Below are 1,323 nucleotides of genomic sequence, written 5' to 3'. Positions count from 1 at the left end.
CGCACCGCGTCCGGGGGAATCACATCCCCGCCCGTCGTCACCTCGGTCAGGCCGGTGAAGGCGGCGGGATCGGTCTCCGCGATCACCCGGAACAATCCCGCGGTCAGCGACACATGCGTCACCCCGTGTTGTTCGGTGAGAGCGCGCAGGGCAGGTGCGTCGGTGATCCGGCCGGCGGGTGTGATGACGATCGCCGCACCGGTCAGGAGGGGGGTCCAGAGTTCGTAGACGGATCCGTCGAAGGCGTGGGGGGCCTGGAACAGGACCCGGTCCCCCGGGGTGACGTTCCAGGCCGGATCCAGTGCCAGGTCCGTCACGCTCTGGTGGGTGACGGCGATGCCCTTCGGGCGACCCGTCGACCCCGACGTGAACATCACATACGCCAACTGCCCCGGCAGCACAGCAGGCAGCACCACACCGTCAGCCACCTCATCGGTGCCGTCATCGGTGATGGTCAGGATGCTGCGGGTTGACGGCTGGCTGAGGGTGTAGGGGTGATCCGCATGAGCTGAGTCGATCAACAGGACCGGGGAGGTGTTGCCCTCGGTCGTCTCAGCCATGCGGGGGGCCGGGTGGGCGAGATGGAGGGGGAGATAGGCGGCCCCCGCCTTCATCACCCCCAGCAACCCGATCACCAGTCCCGCACCGCGTTCCATCAGCACCGGCACCGGCGTCTCGACCGTGACACCGGCCGCGAGCAGCCGATACGCGACCCGGTCCGAGAGAACATCCAACTCCCGGTAGGACAGGGACCGGTCCCCGTCGACCACCGCCACCACCTCAGGCGTAGCCCGGACAGCAGCCGCGAAGCCCCCGGTCACCGTCCCCGCCCCGGAGGCTTCCGGACCCGAACCCCACGCCGTGAGCATGTCCCGCTGGGCGGGGGACACGACCGGCAGGGCCGAGAGCCGTATCCCCGGATCGGCCGCGACCGCCGACAGGACGCGTACCAGCGCCTCCCCCAGCCCCCGGACCGTGACCTCGTCGAACAGATCCGTCGCATAACCGAGCTGAATGCTCAGACCGGCGGGGCTGTCCTCGGTTCCGCCTCGCTCATCGAAGTCGATTTCCAGGTCAAACCGTGCGACCTCGTCCCCCAGTGGCAACGGCGTGCTGTGGAGGCCGGGCAGAGTGATCCCGGGATGGGAGCCGCGTCCCTGCGACAGCATGATCTGGAACAGGGGGTGGCGTGCCAGGGACCGTACCGGCTGGAGCTCCTCCACCAGACGGTCGAACGGCAGATCCTGATGCGCGTACGCCGCCAGGTCCCAGCGCCGTACCCGCTCCAGCAGCTCACCGAACGACGGGTCCCCCGAGGTGTCC

The 1,323-nt window shown here is 69.2% G+C and carries 1 protein-coding gene; it reads right to left on the bottom strand.

The window, feature by feature from the left end; all coding sequences use genetic code 11:
* The coding region (locus tag IE247_RS33875) for an AMP-binding protein (protein ID WP_190127211.1) at nt 1-1,323 on the bottom strand (1,323 nt) is incomplete at both ends.

Source organism: Streptomyces inusitatus, from assembly GCF_014651115.1.
Taxonomy (GTDB): Bacteria; Actinomycetota; Actinomycetes; order Streptomycetales; family Streptomycetaceae; genus Streptomyces; species Streptomyces amakusaensis.
Note: the sequence above shows the minus strand (reverse complement) of the source record. Positions and strands in the feature narration are given on the sequence as shown.